At 69.4% G+C, this 13,494-nt stretch carries 18 protein-coding genes; 15 read left to right on the forward strand and 3 right to left on the reverse strand.

Going from position 1 to position 13,494, the window contains the following annotated elements; translation table 11 throughout:
- The 5 genes from ACK4JY_RS05680 to ACK4JY_RS05700 all read left to right on the forward strand — a co-directional run.
- On the forward strand, window positions 1-250 hold a 250-nt coding region (locus ACK4JY_RS05680; RefSeq protein WP_409603677.1), incomplete at its 5' end, for an SPOR domain-containing protein.
- Between the two features lie 38 nt (window positions 251-288).
- On the forward strand, window positions 289-915 hold the full coding sequence (gene tmk / locus ACK4JY_RS05685) for a dTMP kinase (RefSeq protein ID WP_409603679.1): 627 nt from the start codon (window positions 289-291) through the stop codon (window positions 913-915).
- Window positions 912-1,889, forward strand: a complete 978-nt coding sequence (locus ACK4JY_RS05690) for a DNA polymerase III subunit delta' (RefSeq protein ID WP_409603681.1) — start codon at window positions 912-914, stop codon at window positions 1,887-1,889. The genes tmk and ACK4JY_RS05690 overlap by 4 nt, the downstream gene beginning before the upstream one ends.
- Complete coding sequence (locus ACK4JY_RS05695) at window positions 1,889-2,689, forward strand: TatD family hydrolase (RefSeq protein ID WP_409603683.1); 801 nt, start codon at window positions 1,889-1,891, stop codon at window positions 2,687-2,689. Before ACK4JY_RS05690 ends, ACK4JY_RS05695 begins: the two co-directional genes overlap by 1 nt.
- Entirely contained in the window at window positions 2,686-3,486 is an 801-nt protein-coding gene (locus ACK4JY_RS05700; protein ID WP_409603685.1) for an MBL fold metallo-hydrolase, read from the forward strand. The genes ACK4JY_RS05695 and ACK4JY_RS05700 overlap by 4 nt, the downstream gene beginning before the upstream one ends.
- A gap of 15 nt (window positions 3,487-3,501) precedes the next feature.
- Here the strand turns inward: ACK4JY_RS05700 and ACK4JY_RS05705 are convergent, their stop codons facing one another.
- The 3 genes from ACK4JY_RS05705 to hemB form a co-directional block, all read right to left on the reverse strand.
- A complete protein-coding gene (locus ACK4JY_RS05705) occupies window positions 3,502-3,891 on the reverse strand; it encodes a PIN domain nuclease (RefSeq protein WP_409603687.1) in 390 nt (129 codons plus the stop codon).
- Window positions 3,888-4,085 (reverse strand): type II toxin-antitoxin system VapB family antitoxin, encoded by a 198-nt coding sequence (locus ACK4JY_RS05710; RefSeq protein ID WP_409603689.1) that lies wholly within the window; start codon window positions 4,083-4,085, stop codon window positions 3,888-3,890. The genes ACK4JY_RS05705 and ACK4JY_RS05710 overlap by 4 nt, the downstream gene beginning before the upstream one ends.
- 63 nt (window positions 4,086-4,148) lie before the next feature.
- Window positions 4,149-5,153: a porphobilinogen synthase gene (gene hemB / locus ACK4JY_RS05715; protein ID WP_409603691.1), complete on the reverse strand. Its 1,005-nt coding sequence runs from the start codon at window positions 5,151-5,153 to the stop codon at window positions 4,149-4,151.
- 266 nt (window positions 5,154-5,419) lie between these two features.
- On the opposite strand from hemB, the gene ACK4JY_RS05720 reads away from it, so the two are divergent.
- The 10 genes from ACK4JY_RS05720 (at window position 5,420) to glyA (ending at window position 13,494) form a co-directional block, all read left to right on the forward strand.
- Window positions 5,420-6,559: an isobutyryl-CoA dehydrogenase gene (locus tag ACK4JY_RS05720; protein WP_409603693.1), complete on the forward strand. Its 1,140-nt coding sequence runs from the start codon at window positions 5,420-5,422 to the stop codon at window positions 6,557-6,559.
- Between the two features lie 53 nt (window positions 6,560-6,612).
- Complete coding sequence (locus tag ACK4JY_RS05725) at window positions 6,613-6,882, forward strand: type II toxin-antitoxin system Phd/YefM family antitoxin (protein ID WP_409603695.1); 270 nt, start codon at window positions 6,613-6,615, stop codon at window positions 6,880-6,882.
- Window positions 6,863-7,279: a type II toxin-antitoxin system VapC family toxin gene (locus tag ACK4JY_RS05730; RefSeq protein ID WP_409603697.1), complete on the forward strand. Its 417-nt coding sequence runs from the start codon at window positions 6,863-6,865 to the stop codon at window positions 7,277-7,279. The genes ACK4JY_RS05725 and ACK4JY_RS05730 overlap by 20 nt, the downstream gene beginning before the upstream one ends.
- A 9-nt stretch (window positions 7,280-7,288) precedes the next feature.
- The gene (locus ACK4JY_RS05735) at window positions 7,289-8,341 is read left to right on the forward strand and encodes an enoyl-CoA hydratase/isomerase family protein (protein WP_409603699.1); all 1,053 of its coding nucleotides are present in this window, start codon (window positions 7,289-7,291) and stop codon (window positions 8,339-8,341) included.
- A gap of 68 nt (window positions 8,342-8,409) precedes the next feature.
- Window positions 8,410-9,189, forward strand: coding sequence for a class I SAM-dependent methyltransferase (locus tag ACK4JY_RS05740; protein ID WP_409603701.1), 780 nt, complete (start codon window positions 8,410-8,412; stop codon window positions 9,187-9,189).
- Window positions 9,186-10,172 carry a 3-hydroxyisobutyrate dehydrogenase gene (gene mmsB / locus ACK4JY_RS05745; protein WP_409603970.1) on the forward strand — a complete coding sequence of 329 codons (987 nt, stop codon included), beginning with the start codon at window positions 9,186-9,188 and terminating at the stop codon, window positions 10,170-10,172. The genes ACK4JY_RS05740 and mmsB overlap by 4 nt, the downstream gene beginning before the upstream one ends.
- Window positions 10,173-10,341: 169 nt before the next feature.
- The gene (hemA, locus tag ACK4JY_RS05750) at window positions 10,342-11,568 is read left to right on the forward strand and encodes a 5-aminolevulinate synthase (protein ID WP_409603703.1); all 1,227 of its coding nucleotides are present in this window, start codon (window positions 10,342-10,344) and stop codon (window positions 11,566-11,568) included.
- A gap of 96 nt (window positions 11,569-11,664) precedes the next feature.
- Entirely contained in the window at window positions 11,665-11,964 is a 300-nt protein-coding gene (locus ACK4JY_RS05755) for a hypothetical protein (RefSeq protein ID WP_409603705.1), read from the forward strand.
- Entirely contained in the window at window positions 11,961-12,143 is a 183-nt protein-coding gene (locus ACK4JY_RS05760) for a DUF6898 family protein (protein ID WP_409603707.1), read from the forward strand. The genes ACK4JY_RS05755 and ACK4JY_RS05760 overlap by 4 nt, the downstream gene beginning before the upstream one ends.
- A gap of 37 nt (window positions 12,144-12,180) precedes the next feature.
- The gene (gene glyA, locus ACK4JY_RS05765) at window positions 12,181-13,494 is read left to right on the forward strand and encodes a serine hydroxymethyltransferase (RefSeq protein WP_409603709.1); all 1,314 of its coding nucleotides are present in this window, start codon (window positions 12,181-12,183) and stop codon (window positions 13,492-13,494) included.

A 13,494-nucleotide genomic window follows, 5' to 3' on the forward strand; every position in this document is an offset into this window, starting at 1 on the left:
GGCGCCCGCCGCCGCGCCGGCGGCCGCGCTCCGCGCCGGCCTGTGGATACAGGCCGGGACCTGGCCCGACGCCCGCGAGGCGCGCCGCGCCGCCGACCGGCTGGGCGGCAGCGCCACGGTCGAGGAAGCCGCCCCCGGCCGTTACCGCGTCCTTGTCGGCCCGTGGGCCGACGCCGGAACAGCCGAGCGCTCCCGCCGCGCCGTCATCTCGCGCGGTTATCCCGAAGCGACGATGATTTCCGGCGGCTAGACCCTTGCGCCCCGGGCCGGCGCCGCCATTGTGCGCCGGTGACCCAGGGCCAATTCATTACATTCGAGGGCGGCGAGGGGACGGGCAAGTCGACCCAGGTCGCCCGCCTGGTCGAACGGCTGCGCGCCCGCGACCTCGACGTCGTCCAGACCCGCGAGCCCGGCGGCTCCCCGGGCGCCGAGGAGATTCGCGCCCTCGCCCTCAACGGTGACGCTGGCCGCTGGTCGCCGATGACGGAAACCCTGCTGATGTACGCCGCCCGCTCGGACCACCTGGAGCGCACTGTGCGCCCGGCGCTCGCGGCCGGCCGCTGGGTGGTCTGCGACCGATTCGCCGACTCCAGCCGCGCCTATCAGGGCGTCGGCGGCGGCGCGCCGGCCGCGTTCATCGAGACCCTCGACGCCGCCGTGGTCGGCGCCACCCAGCCGGACCTGACCCTGATCTTCGACCTGCCGGTCGAGGTCGGGCTCAGGCGCGCCTTCGGCCGCGGCCTGTTCGAGACCCGCTTCGAGTCCAAGGGGCTGGCGTTTCACGAACGGCTTCGGCGCGGCTTCCTCGACATCGCCGCCGCCCATCCCGACCGCTGCGTCGTGATCGACGCCGACGGCGATCAGGATGCGGTCGAGGCCCGGGTCTGGGCCGCCGTCGAGGCGCGCCTGCCGTGAGCGAACACCCGCGCGACCGCTTCGACCTGGTCCCCGATGCGGCCGCCGAGGCCGCCTTCCTCGACGCCTTCGACAAGGGCCGGCTGCATCACGCCTGGCTGCTGTGCGGAGTCGAGGGCTCGGGCAAGGCGACCTTCGCCTGGCGCGCCGCCCGCCGCCTGCTGGGCGCCGCCCCCGACCCGTCGCGCGGCCTGCTCGGGACCCGGCCCGACGACCCCGTCGCCCGGCTGATCACCGCCCAGTCCCACCCCGACCTGCTGATCCTCGAACGCGCCGTCGAGGGCGGCAAGACGAAGAAGTCCATCTCCGTCGACCAGGCCCGCGACCTGCCGGAGTTCTTCTCCAAGAGCCCATCGCAGGCGAAGTATCGCGTCGCCATCATCGACGCCGCCGACGACCTGAACCTCAACGCCGCCAACGCCTTGCTGAAGGTTCTCGAGGAGCCGCCCGAGCGTGGTGTGCTGTTCCTCGTCACCCATGCCCCTGGCCGGCTGCTGGCCACCATCCGCTCGCGCTGCCGCCGGCTGGCCTTCCCGGTCTGGCCGCAGCACGCGCTGGAGGAGCTGGTCCGCAACCAGACCGGCGTCCCCTCGGCCGAGGCTGTGCGCATCGCTGGCATGGCCGCCGGCTCGCCCGGCCAGGCCCTCGCCCTCGCCTCGGGCGCGACGCTCGAGGCCGATCAGCTGGCCCAGGCCTGGGTCGCCGCGCCGGATCTCGACCGCGCCGCCGTCATGGCCGTGGCCGACAAATTCCGCGGTCCCGAAGGGCAGGAGCGGTTCGAGACCCTGATGGACCGGCTGATCGCCGCGGTGAAACTGCGCGCGCTGGAAGAGGGCAAGTCGGGCGCCCGCTGGGCCGAGCTGTGGGAGCGGCTGTCCGACCTGCCCGACCGCGCCGCCGCCATCAACCTCGACCGCGCCGACGTCCTCGCCGGGGCGCTCGCCGACCTGCAACGCACCAAGGCCCGCGCCTGATGCTGATCGACAGCCACGTCAACCTGCACGCCCCCCAGTTCGACGACGACCGCGACGCCGTCATCGCCCGCGCCCGCGCCGCCGGCGTAGGGCTGATGGTCGAGATCTCCGACAAGCTGTCGACCTTCGAGGCGACCCACGCCCTGGCCATGGCTCATGACGACATCTGGGCCACCGTCGGCGTCCATCCGCACGAGGCGAAGGATTACGCCGACCTGACCGCCGACCGGCTGGTCGAGCTCGCCGCCCGTCCCAGGATCGTCGGCATCGGCGAATGCGGCCTCGACTTTCACTACGACCTTAGCCCGCGCGACGTCCAGGCCGCCGTCTTCCGCCAGCATATCGCGGCGGCTCGGGGCGCCGGCCTGCCGCTCGTCGTCCACACCCGCGAGGCCGACGCGGTCATGGCCGACATCCTCGCCGAAGAGCAGACCAAGGGGCCCTTCCGTTTCCTGATGCACTGCTACACCAGTGGTCCCGAACTGGCGGAAAAGGCGGCGCAAATGGGCGCATGGTTCTCCGTCTCCGGAATCGCCACCTTCAAGGCCGCCGCCGACGTCCGCGAGATCATCGCCGCCATGCCGGCCGACCGCATCATCGTCGAGACCGACTGCCCCTACCTCGCCCCCGTGCCCCATCGCGGCCGCCGCAACGAGCCGGCGTACGTCGGCCACGTCCTCGACAAGCTGGCCGAGATCCGCGGCTGGTCGCGCGACGAGGCCGAGGCCCGCACCACCGACGCCTTCTTCGCCCTGTTCGACCGCATTCCGCGGCCGCCGGAAGCTGGGGGCGCCGCATGAGCGATCTGGAAGTCGTCATCCTTGGCTGCGGCTCGTCCGGCGGCGTGCCGCGCGGCGACGGCGACTGGGGCGACTGCGACCCGTCCGAGCCGAAGAACCGCCGCACCCGCTGCTCGGCCCTGATCCGCCGCCACGGCCCCGAGGGCGTCACCAGCGTCCTGATCGACACCTCGCCCGACCTGCGCCAGCAGATGCTGGCCGCCGACGTCCGTCACATCGACGCCGTCCTCTACACCCACGACCACGCCGACCAGACCCACGGCGTCGACGACCTGCGCGTCTTCGCCATGCGCACCCGCCGCCGCATCCCCGCCTTCATGGACGCCGCCACCCATGAGGCCCTGCACGGCCGCTTCCGCTACATCTTCGAGAGCGTCGAGGGCTATCCGGCCATCCTCGACGCCCGCCCGATCCCGCCGCACGGCCAGGCCTGGTCCGTCGACGGCCCCGGCGGCCCCATCCCCGTCGTCACCTTCGACCAGGCCCACGGCCCGATCCGCTCGGTCGGCTACCGCGTCGGCGGAATCGCGTACTCCAGCGACGTCTCCGACCTCGACGACGCCGCCATCGACGCCGTGCGCGGCTGCGACCTGTGGATCGTCGACGCCCTGCGCTGGACGCCCCACCCGACCCACGCCCATGTCGACAAGACGCTGGGCTGGATCGCCCGGGCGCAGGTCAGGCGCGCGGTGCTGACCAATCTGCACATCGATCTGGATTACAACGTCCTGGCGGCGGCCGTTCCGCCAAATGTCGAGGTAGCCTTCGACGGCTGGAGCGCGCGCCTGCCGCTCTGACGCGCCCCCGACCTGTCAGACGGCCTGGAGGCCGAGGTGCTCGACGAATGGCTGGAAGTCGCGATCGCTGAACAACAGGGCATGACCGCTCTCGATACAGCGCGTGGCGATCAGGCAGTCGATGGTCTTGCGCACCGTCACGCCGCGCTGACGCAGGGCGCGGAAATTTCGCGCCGCCTGAACGGCGATGTCGACGCCGCCGATGTCGATGACCGTCAGGGTGAGCAGCAGCCGATACGCTTCGTTGAACGCGCGGTCCGACCCGAACCCCTGCAACACCTCCGCCAGAATGAGGTCGCCGATCGCCACTGGCTCGACGGCCAGCAGATCGTCCAGCCGGTCGGTTTCAGGGGTCGGCGCGCCGTTGAAATAGTCGATCCAGACGCTGGAATCGACGAGGATCACGCGACGTCGGTGCGCAGGGCGTTAAGGTCGCCCTGCCAGTCGAGCTTGCCGCGGAAACGGCGGATTTCGGCCTGTTTGCGCAGACGCAGCAGAGTTTGCAGGCCCAGTTCCACGGCTTCCCGCTTGGTCTTGAGCCCGGTGACACGAAGGGTTTCGTCCATCAGGGCGTCGTCAATGACGATATTGGTGCGCATGATGTGTATCCAGTCAGACAAATGTACACATAACACAGGCCAGACGGAACGGCCAGAGGCCGGTCAGGCCCCCAGCAACCGCGCCGCCTGCGGTGCGAAATAGCTCAACACGCCCACGGCCCCGGCCCGTTTGAAGGCATGCAGGCTCTCAAGGATCGCCCGGTCCTCCTCGAGCCAGCCATTAGCGATGGAGGCCCGCATCATCGCGTATTCGCCCGACACCTGGTAGGCGAAAGTCGGGACTTTGAAGTTGTCGCTAACCCGCTGAACAATATCGAGATACAGCATTCCAGGCTTGACCATGACCGCGTCGGCCCCCTCGGCGATGTCCATCGCCACCTCGCGCAGCGCCTCGTCGGAGTTGGCGTAGTCCATCTGATAGGTCTTCTTGTCGCCCGTCAGCGCCTTCGCAGACCCCACCGCGTCGCGATACGGCCCGTAGAAGGCCGAGGCGTATTTGGCCGCATAGGCGAGGATCATCACATCCTGCAGGCCATTGGCCTCCAGCGCCTCGCGGATGGCCTGGACCCGCCCGTCCATCATGTCCGACGGCGCCACCACATCGGCCCCGGCGTGGGCGTGGATGAAGGCCTGTTCGGCCAGCCGCTCCAGCGTCGAGTCGTTGACGATCCGGCCGTCCTCCAGCACCCCGTCGTGGCCGTGGTCGGTGTAGCAGTCCAGCGCCACATCGGTGATCACCCCGACCTCCGGCGCCGCGTCCTTGATCGCCTTGATGCACTCCGGGATCAGGCCGTCGGGATCGGTCGCCCCCGTGCCGACGCAGTCCTTGATTGCCCCGTCGACATTGGGAAACAGCGCCACCGCGAGAATGCCCAGATCGCGCGCCTCGACCGCCGCCGCCGCGGCCGCCTTGGGGCTGAGCCGGAAGACGCCAGGCATCGAGGCCACCGGCAGCCGGTCGTCGGCCCCGTCGTGCACGATCAGCGGCCACACCAGATCGGCCGGCGTCAGCGTCGTCTCGGCCACCAGCCGCCGCACCCACGGCTGGCTGCGCAGCCGGCGGGGACGGGCATAGGGAAAGGCGGCGGGGGCGAAGGGCTGGGTCATGGGCGGTGCCTTATCCCACACCCACGCTTTCGTCATCCTCCGGCAAGCCGCGAAGCGGCGCAGACCGGGGGACCCAGCGGCGCGCGTGAGCGCGAACCTGTCGGGAGCTCGCGGTGTGCGGCAGCCTGCGTGAACAGATCGCCTTCGGCGCAGCTGGGTCCCCCGGTCTCGCTGCGCTCGCCGGAGGATGACGAAAGCAAGGGGGTGTGGTGACGCCAACCACTGGTCCCGATAGAAGCCCACGAAAGACTCGCAGGAAACGCTTCATGGACTTCGCCCTCACCGACGACCAGCGCGCCATCCAGGACGCCGCCCGCGCCTTCGCAGACGCCGAACTGGCCCCCCACAGCGCCGAATGGGACGAGACCAAACACTTCCCCGTCGACGTCATGAAACACGCCGCCGAAATGGGCTTCTGCGGCATCTACACCGGCGAGGAGCACGGCGGCATGGCCCTGGGCCGGGTCGAGGCCGCGGTCATCTTCGAGGAGCTGTCGCGCGGCGACGTCTCCACCGCCGCCTTCATCTCGATCCACAATATGGCGACGTGGATGATCGACAAATTCGGCTCCGACGACCTGCGCGCCCGCTATGTCCCGTCGCTGGTGTCGATGGAGCGGATCGCCTCCTACTGCCTGACCGAGCCCGGCTCCGGCTCCGACGCCGCCGCCCTGCGCGCCACGGCGAAGCTGGACGGCGATCACTGGGTCCTGAACGGCTCCAAGGCCTTCATCTCCGGCGCCGGGACTTCGGACGTCTATGTCGTCATGGCCCGCACCGGCGCCGACGGCCCCAGGGGCATCTCGACCTTCGTCGTCGACAAGGACGCGCCCGGCCTCAGCTTCGGCGCCCAGGAGAAGAAGATGGGCTGGAACAGCCAGCCCACCGCCATCGTCGCCTTCGACGACTGCCGCATCCCCGCCGCCAATCTGCTCGGCAAGGAAGGCGACGGCTTTCGCTACGCCATGATGGGCCTCGACGGCGGCCGGCTGAACATCGCCGCCTGCTCGCTGGGCGGCGCCCGCCTCGCCCTTGAAACCGCCATCGAATACGTCGCCAGCCGCAAACAGTTCGGCAAGCCGATCGCCGACTTCCAGAACACCCAGTTCAAACTGGCCGACATGGCCACCCAGCTGGAGGCGGCCCGCCTGCTGGTGCTGCGCGGCGCCTGGGCGCTCGACACCAACCACCCCGAGAAGACCAAATGGTGCGCCATGGCCAAGCGCTTCGCCACCGACGCCTGTTTCCAGATCGCCGACGAGGCCCTGCAGCTGCACGGTGGTTACGGCTATCTGAAGGACTATCCGCTGGAACGCATCGTCCGCGACCTGCGCGTCCACCGCATCCTCGAGGGCACCAACGAGATCATGCGCGTGATCACCGCGCGGGAGATGCTGCGGCAGTAGCGCCAGCAAGATCGTTCCGCTATTGTGGTCAGAACTCTGGTCAGGAGGGTGGAATGCGAACCGTGGGCGTGCTTGAGGCCAAGACCAATCTGTCGGCCCTGCTGGACGATGTTGAGCACCGGGGCGAGGTCATTGTCATTACGCGCCATGGAAGACCGGTGGCCCGGCTGGCCCCGGAGCCCACAGCGCGCCGGATCAAGGCGACGGAGCTCGCTGAGCGAACCCGCGCCTTCCGTGACCGCCAGGCGCCGGATCCCGATTGGGCCGCCCTGTCATGGGAACAGTTGAAGGCGATCGCCCGCGATGAAGACCCTGGTCGTTGACGCCTCCGCCGCGGCATCGTGGCTGCTGGCCTCGCAGGCGACCCGTCCGGCGCTTGAGCTGCTCGACCAGCTGGACGCCTGGCGTCTCGTCGCCCCCTACGTGTTTGACTGGGAGGTCGGCAATCTGTTGGTCCGGCAAGCGCGGCGGGAGGCGGCGTTCGACCTGACCGAGGCCTTTGCCCAGTTGGCGGCGTTCGAGATCGACACGGCGCCCGCCCCGGACCGCGACGAAATCAACAGGCTGGCGTCCATCGCAGCGGCGAAGCGCCTGAGCCTGTTCGACGCCAGCTATCTGTATTTGACCCTCGGGCTTGACGGCGCACTGGCGTCCCGGGACGGATCGCTTCTCGCCGTTGCGCTGGCCGCCGGCGTGGACGTGTTCGACCTGCGCGGCTAATCCCCCGTCATGACCTCCGAACCCGAAGTCCTCGTCCGCGTCCAGTCCGGCGTCGGCCGCCTGACCCTCAACCGCCCCAAGGCGCTGCACGCGCTGAACCGCGCCATGTGCGAGACGATGATCGAGGCGCTCCTCGCCTGGCGCACCGACGACGCGGTCAAATCCGTGCTGATCGACCACGCCGGCGAGCGCGGCTTCTGCGCCGGCGGCGACATCCGCATGATCGCCGAAAGCGGGGCAGGGGACGCTTCGGAGGCGAAGGCCTTCTTCGACACGGAATACAAGCTCAACCACCTGCTGTTCGACTATCCCAAGCCGGTCACCGCCCTGGTCGACGGCATCGTCATGGGCGGCGGCGTCGGCATCAGCGAGCCGGCCGTGGTCCGCATCGCCACAGAACGCACCACCTACGCCATGCCCGAGACCGGCATCGGCCTGTTCCCCGATGTCGGCGGCGGCTGGTTCCTGCCGCGCCTGCCGGGCCAGACCGGCGTCTGGCTGGCCCTGACCGGGGCCCGGCTCAAGGCCGCCGACACCGTCTTCCTCGGCATCCACAGCCACTATCTGCCGTCTGACGCCCTCGACGCCTTCCGCGCCATCCTCGCCGCCGACCCGGCCCATCCGGTCGACGTCGCCGACGGCCTCGAGACCGACGCCGGCGAGCCGCCGATCGAGCCGCACCTGCCGGCCATCGAACGTCTGTTCGCCCACGACACCGTCGAGGCGATCTTCGCCGCCCTCGAGGCCGACAGCTCCGACTGGGCCCTGACCCAGTTGGCCGCGCTGAAGACCAAGTCGCCGCAGTCGCTGAAGGTCACCCTGCGCCAGCTGCGCACTGGCGCGGCGCTGGAGTCCTTCGCCGACAACATGGCCGTGGAATACGCCCTCGGCGGCCGCGTCGTCCGTACCCACGACTTCCAGGAGGGCGTCCGCGCCGTCATCGTCGACAAGGACAACGCCCCGATATGGTCGCCCGCCGACCTGTCGGGGGTCAGCGACGCCGACCTCGACGCCCTGTTCGCGCCGGCGCCGACCGGTGAGGCATGGACGCCGCTGGCCTGATCCGAAGGGGCTTGCATCCGGGCTGAAAGCGGGGGCGTATCGGGGTCGCCAGAACAGGGGAGGCCGCCATGCGCCAGATTTCGACTATTGCACTCACGCTCGCCGCCGCCGTGGCGTTGAGCGGCTGCATCATCGTCGCCGACGGCGGGACCACGACCGTGGTCCACCACACGACGCCGGCGGAAGACACTTACGCCGCCGCCCTGGTCCACCCCGACCGGCCCGAGGCCGACCGCGCCCGCGATGGCCTGCGCCGCTCGGCCGACATGCTGGCCTTCATCCGGCTTGAGCCGGGCGACGTCATCGCCGACATCCGGCCCGAGGAGGGCTTCTTCACCCGCCTGTTCGCCCCCGTCGTCGGCCCCGCCGGCCACGTCTACGCCTTCGTGCCGAACCAGACTTCGGAGCGCGAGAACGCCTACGCGGACAGCCTCTCGGCCACCTATCCCAACGTCAGCCGCGTCACCGGCGCGCTCGAGACCATGGCCTTCGACCGCCCCCTCGACGTCGTCTTCATGGGCGAGGAATACCACGACTTCGTCATCCCCCGCTTCGGCGTCGACGTCCCGACCATGAACGCCGCCGTCTTCCGCGCCCTCAAGCCGGGCGGCCTCTATGTCCTGCTCGACCACCAGGCCGCCGCCGGCACGGGCGTATCGGTCGCCGGAACCCTGCACCGTATCGAATCGGCCGAACTGCGCCGTCAGGTCGAGGCCGCCGGCTTCGTCTTCGACGGCGAGACCCGCGTCGTCGCCAACCCCGCCGACGACCACAGCCTCAGCGTCTTCGACGAGAGCATCCGCGGCCGCACCGACCGCTTCGTCCTGCGCTTCCGCAAGCCGGGCTGAGCGAATTCCCGCGGCGCCGCTGGCGAGCGGGCGGGCGACGGGCTAACCCTCCCGAAAATCATTCGGGAGAAGACGCCATGACCCACACCATCGCCTTCATCGGCCTCGGCAACATGGGCGGCGGCATGGCGGCCAACCAGGCGAAGGCCGGTCACACGGTGCGCGCCTTCGACCTGTCGAAGGTCGCGCTCGACCGTGCCGCCGCCGCCGGCTGCACCCCGACCGGCTCGGTCGTCGAGGCGGTCAAGGCCGCCGACGTCGTCATCACCATGCTCCCGGCCGGACCGCATGTGCTCAAGGTCTATGCCGAGCAGATCATCGGCGCCGCCCCGTCCAGCGCCCTGCTGCTCGACTGCTCGACCATCGACGTCGACACCGCCCGCAAGGTCGCCGGCCTGGCCAAGGACGCCGGCTACGCCTTCGCCGACGCGCCCGTGTCCGGCGGGACCATGGCCGCCGACGCCGGGACCCTGGCCTTCATGGTCGGCTGCGACGAGCCCGACTTCGGCCGCATCGAGGCGGCGCTGGAGCCGATGAGCCGCGCGACCTTCCGCGCCGGCGACCACGGGGCGGGGCAGGCGGCCAAGATCTGCAACAACATGATCCTCGGCATCACCATGCTGGGCACCTGCGAGGCCATCGGCCTGGCCGAGAAGCTGGGCCTCGATCCGGTGAAGATGTTCGACATCGTCGCCAAGTCGTCGGGCCAGAGCTGGTCGACGACCACCTACTACCCGTGGCCCGGTCCGGTCCCGACCGCCCCCTCGAACCGCAACTACGAGGGCGGTTTCGCCGCCGCCATGATGCTCAAGGACCTCAAACTGGCCCAGGACGCCGCCGCCAAATCCGGCGCCTCGACCCCGCTGGGGGCCCAGACCGAGGCCCTGTTCCAGATGTTCAACGGCCTCGGCTACGGCGGCCGCGACTTTTCCGCCATCCTGCAGATGCTGCGCGGCAAGCTCGACGAACTGCCCCGGGACTAACCGGGCCGCGTCGGGTCGGGAGGTCCGGAAGGGCTGACGAGCGCGGCCAAAGAATCTGAGAACCATTATCAATTAAGGGTTTGCGGCGTTTTGTCCGGCCCGTTTCATGGACAAATCGGCCTGATCGGCGCATCACCCCGCAAGTTTTCGCCGCCGCAGAGCTGTTCGCTTGTACGACTACAAGGCCGCCTTCCAGACCGCCGTTGAGCAGGTCAAGAGCGAGGGACGCTACCGCGTCTTCGCCGACCTGAAGCGCGTGCGCGGCCAGTTCCCGAAGGCGATCCGCCGACGCGAGGACGGAACCTCCCAGGACGTGATCGTCTGGTGTTCGAACGACTACCTCGGCATGGGCCAGCACCCGGCCGTGCTCGAGGCCATGCAGGCCGAGATCGACCAGGTCGGCGCCGGCGCCGGCGGCACCCGCAACATCTCCGGCACCACCCGTTCGGCGGTCGACCTCGAGGCCGAGCTGGCCAGCTGGCACCGCAAGGAGGCGGCGCTGCTCTTCACCTCGGGCTATGTCGCCAATGAAGCGACCCTGACCACGCTGCAGCGCATCCTGCCCGGCCTGATCGTCTTCTCCGACAGCCTCAACCACGCCTCCATGATCGCCGGCATTCGCAACGGCGGCTGCGAGCGCCACATCTACGCCCACAACGACCTCGAACACCTCGAGACCCTGCTGGCCGACGCCCCGGCCGAGGCGCCCAAGCTGATCGCCTTCGAGAGCGTCTATTCGATGGACGGCGACATCGCCGACCTCGCCGGGACCATCGCCCTGGCCAAAAAATACGGCGCCATGACCTATCTCGACGAGGTCCACGCCGTCGGCCTGTACGGCCAGACCGGGGCGGGCGTGGCCGAGCGCGACGGCGTTCTCGACGGCATCGACATCGTCGAATGCACCCTCGGCAAGGCCATCGGCGTCATGGGCGGCTATATCGCCGCCGACGCGGTCATCGTCGACGCCGTGCGCAGCTGGGCCTCGGGCTTCATCTTCACCACCAGCCTGCCGCCGGCCCTGACCGCCGGAGCCCTCGCCTCGGTGCGCCATCTCAAGGCCCACCCGGAGCTGCGCGAGGCCCACCAGGAGCGCGCCGCCGCCCTCAAGGCCCGCTTCCGCGCCGCCGGCATCCCGGTGATGGAGTCGGTCAGCCACATCGTCCCGGTGTTCGTCGGCGATCCGGTCCACGCCAAGATGATCTCCGACATGCTGCTGGAAGACCACGGCGTCTATGTCCAGCCGATCAACTATCCGACCGTGCCCAAGGGCACCGAACGGCTGCGCTTCACCCCGTCGCCCAACCACACCGACGCCATGATGGACGACCTCGTCCGGGCCATGGACAAGCTGTGGACCCACTGCAACGTGGCGCGTCTCCCTGCCGTCGCCTGAGGCGTTCCGCCAGCCGCGGATTCGCGATATGCTGACCGCATGAACGTCCAGCAGCCGATCGCCAGCGCGCCGGCCGGGGAAGAAGATCTCTTTCTCATGTCGAACCTGCGCCCGAAGCACACCGGCCTGCCCATGACCGTCTGGGTCAGCCATCGCGGCCACGCCCGGCACGACGCCCGGGTCAAGGTGTGCCGCACGCCCGGCGACCGGATCGACATCGACGACATGGCCGTCGTCGGCATCCGCCCGACACCCACCCTGATCGAAGGCCCGCTGGACGGGGCCAGTCTGAAGCTGGTCCAGCAGTGGATCGCGCTCAACGAGGCGGCCCTGATCGGTCACTGGAACGGCGAGCTGGATACGGTCGAGTTGCTGCAGACGTTGAAGCGCCTGTGACGACCGACGATCTCGGCGAGGTCATCGTCGAACTGACCCGCAACGGCCCCTACCTCAAATGCTCGGCCATCCACGTCGCCACGGGCGTGGAGGTCTCCGCCGTCGGCCCCGTCGCCGAGCCGAAAGGGCTGGAGCGCATCGCCCTGGCCAAGCTGCGGCGGGCGTTGGCGTCGCGCTGACCCACAAGATGTTGTGGCCGGGCCCGCACAGGCCTAAATGAAGCGCCGCAGTTTTCGGGGACTTCACGTGACCGCCTTCACCCACGACGCCTATTTCTCGAAATCCCTCGCCGAGGCCGATCCTGACATCTTTGGCGGCATCCAGGGCGAACTGGGCCGTCAGCGGGAGCAGATCGAGCTGATCGCCTCCGAAAACATCGTCTCGAAGGCGGTGCTGGAGGCGCAGGGCTCCGTCCTGACCAACAAATACGCCGAGGGCTACCCCGGCCGCCGCTACTACGGCGGCTGCGAATATGTCGACGTCACCGAAAACCTCGCCCGCGAGCGCGCCAAACAGCTGTTCGGCTGCGCCTTCGCCAACGTCCAGCCCCACTCGGGAGCCCAGGCCAACCAGGCCGTCTTCCAGGCCCTGCTGACCCCCGGCGACACCTTCCTCGGCATGGATCTGGCCGCCGGCGGTCACCTGACCCACGGCTCGCCCGCCAATCAGTCCGGCAAATGGTTCCGCCCGGTGACCTATACGGTGCGTCAGGGCGACTGCCTGATCGACTATGACAACGTCGCTGAAATGGCCGAACGCGAAAAGCCGAAGCTGATCATCGCCGGGGCCAGCGCCTACAGCCGTCACATCGACTTCAAACGCTTCCGCGAGATCGCCGACAGCGTCGGGGCGTATCTGATGGTCGACATGGCCCACTACGCCGGCCTGATCGCCGGCGGCGTCTATCCCGACCCGCTGCCGCACGCCCACGTCGTCACCACCACCACGCACAAGACCCTGCGCGGCCCGCGCGGCGGCATGGTGCTGTCGAACGACCTCGAACTGGGCAAGAAGATCAACTCGGCCGTCTTCCCCGGCCTGCAGGGCGGCCCGCTGGAGCATGTCATCGCCGCCAAGGCCGTGGCCTTCGGCGAGGCGCTCAAGCCCGAGTTCAAACTCTACGCCCAGCAGGTGGTCGACAACGCCCGGGCGCTCGCCGCTGTTCTGGTCGAGCGCGGCGCCGCCATCGTCTCGGGCGGCACCGACAGCCATCTGATGCTGGTCGACCTGCGGCCCAAGGGCGTCACCGGCAAGGCCACCGAGGCCGCCCTCGAACACGCCCTGATGACCTGCAACAAGAACGGCGTCCCGTTCGACACCGCCCCCTTCACCATCACCTCGGGCGTCCGTCTCGGTACCCCGGCCGGCACCACCCGCGGCTTCGGCGTCGGCGAGTTCCAGCAGGTCGGTCACTGGATCGCCGACGTCATCGACTCGATGAAGGGGACCGACGAGGCCGACGCCGGCGTGTCGCAGCGGGTCGCCAGCGAGGTGCGCGAGCTGACGCGTCGCTTCCCCATTTACGGATAA

It is taken from the genome of Brevundimonas sp. (assembly GCF_046295595.1).
GTDB lineage: Bacteria > Pseudomonadota > Alphaproteobacteria > Caulobacterales > Caulobacteraceae > Brevundimonas.

What these genes read in the sequence shown, in the direction of transcription:
- ACK4JY_RS05730 (WP_409603697.1), top strand. Translation starts at nt 6,863, where the DNA reads ATGAAGACCCTGGTCGTTGACGCCTCCGCCGCGGCATCGTGGCTGCTG.
- ACK4JY_RS05755 (WP_409603705.1), top strand. Translation starts at nt 11,665, where the DNA reads ATGTCGAACCTGCGCCCGAAGCACACCGGCCTGCCCATGACCGTCTGG.
- ACK4JY_RS05695 (WP_409603683.1), top strand. Translation starts at nt 1,889, where the DNA reads ATGCTGATCGACAGCCACGTCAACCTGCACGCCCCCCAGTTCGACGAC.
- glyA (WP_409603709.1), top strand. Translation starts at nt 12,181, where the DNA reads ATGAAGCGCCGCAGTTTTCGGGGACTTCACGTGACCGCCTTCACCCAC.
- ACK4JY_RS05700 (WP_409603685.1), top strand. Translation starts at nt 2,686, where the DNA reads ATGAGCGATCTGGAAGTCGTCATCCTTGGCTGCGGCTCGTCCGGCGGC.
- ACK4JY_RS05740 (WP_409603701.1), top strand. Translation starts at nt 8,410, where the DNA reads ATGCGCCAGATTTCGACTATTGCACTCACGCTCGCCGCCGCCGTGGCG.
- ACK4JY_RS05720 (WP_409603693.1), top strand. Translation starts at nt 5,420, where the DNA reads ATGGACTTCGCCCTCACCGACGACCAGCGCGCCATCCAGGACGCCGCC.
- ACK4JY_RS05735 (WP_409603699.1), top strand. Translation starts at nt 7,289, where the DNA reads ATGACCTCCGAACCCGAAGTCCTCGTCCGCGTCCAGTCCGGCGTCGGC.
- hemB (WP_409603691.1), bottom strand. Translation starts at nt 5,153, where the DNA reads ATGACCCAGCCCTTCGCCCCCGCCGCCTTTCCCTATGCCCGTCCCCGC.
- ACK4JY_RS05725 (WP_409603695.1), top strand. Translation starts at nt 6,613, where the DNA reads ATGCGAACCGTGGGCGTGCTTGAGGCCAAGACCAATCTGTCGGCCCTG.
- ACK4JY_RS05710 (WP_409603689.1), bottom strand. Translation starts at nt 4,085, where the DNA reads ATGCGCACCAATATCGTCATTGACGACGCCCTGATGGACGAAACCCTT.